The sequence below is a fragment of the Quadrisphaera sp. KR29 genome, assembly GCF_052644995.1.
In genome coordinates this window covers 1-1,345 of record NZ_JBQXXG010000040.1, presented here as the reverse complement: position 1 = coordinate 1,345, position 1,345 = coordinate 1, and the positions used below count along the sequence as shown (strand labels likewise).

Genomic DNA, 1,345 nt, shown 5'->3' with positions numbered 1-1,345 from the left:
CAGGTGGTGCTCGCCGAGCCCTCCGACGTGGACGCCGCGGTCGCCTCCGCCACGAAGGCGTTCCCCGCCTGGCGCGACACCTCCCTGGCCAAGCGCACCCAGGTCCTGTTCGCCTTCCGGGAGCTGCTCAACGCCCGCGCCCCCGAGCTGGCCGCGATCATCACCGCCGAGCACGGCAAGGTGCTCTCCGACGCCGCCGGGGAGGTCGCCCGCGGCCAGGAGGTGGTGGAGTTCGCCTGCGGCATCCCCCACCTGCTCAAGGGCGGCTTCACGGAGAACGCCTCCACGGCTGTGGACGTGCACTCGGTGCGCCAGCCCCTGGGCGTGGTCGCGGTCATCAGCCCGTTCAACTTCCCCGCGATGGTCCCGATGTGGTTCTTCCCCGTCGCCATCGCCGCGGGCAACACCGTGGTGCTCAAGCCCAGCGAGAAGGACCCCTCCGCGGCGCTGTTCATCGCCCAGCTGTGGAAGGAGGCCGGGCTGCCCGACGGCGTCTTCACCGTGCTGCAGGGCGACAAGGTCGCCGTGGACGGCCTGCTGGACCACGCGGGCGTCGCCTCGGTCTCCTTCGTGGGGTCCACCCCGATCGCGAAGTACGTCTACGAGCGCGGCACCGCGGCCGGCAAGCGCGTGCAGGCCCTGGGGGGTGCGAAGAACCACATGGTGGTGCTGCCCGACGCCGACCTGGACCTGGCCGCCGACGCCGCGGTCAACGCCGGCTTCGGGTCGGCCGGGGAGCGGTGCATGGCCATCTCGGCGCTGGTCGCCGTCGGCGGCATCGCCGACGAGCTCGTCGCCAAGATCGCCGACCGCGCCGGGAAGATCCGCACCGGTGACGGCCGCCGCTCCTGCGACATGGGCCCCCTGGTGACGGGGGTGCACCGCGACAAGGTCGCCTCCTACATCGACGTGGCCGCCGCCGACGGCGCCGACGTCGTCGTGGACGGGCGCACCGTGACCCCGGACGCGGACGGTGGTGCGGACAACCAGGGCTTCTTCCTCGGCCCCACCCTGCTGGACCGGGTGCCGACCACGTCGCGGGCCTACACCGAGGAGATCTTCGGCCCGGTGCTCAGCGTGCTGCGCGTGGACTCCTACACCGACGCCGTGGACCTGGTCAACGCCAACCCGTACGGCAACGGCGTGGCGATCTTCACCAACGACGGTGGTGCCGCGCGGCGGTTCGCCAACGAGGTGAGCGTCGGGATGATCGGGATCAACGTGCCGGTGCCGGTGCCGATGGCGTACTACTCCTTCGGGGGGTGGAAGAACTCCCTGTTCGGTGACACCCACGCCCACGGGGTGGAGGGGGTGCACTTCTTCACCCGCGGCAAGGTCGTCACCA

At 71.6% G+C, this 1,345-nt stretch carries 1 protein-coding gene; it reads left to right on the top strand.

Annotation, left to right across the window (positions count from 1 at the left end; genetic code table 11):
- A partial coding sequence (locus ACUN9U_RS18265; protein WP_445486421.1) for a CoA-acylating methylmalonate-semialdehyde dehydrogenase occupies nt 1-1,345 on the top strand: 1,345 nt, incomplete at both ends.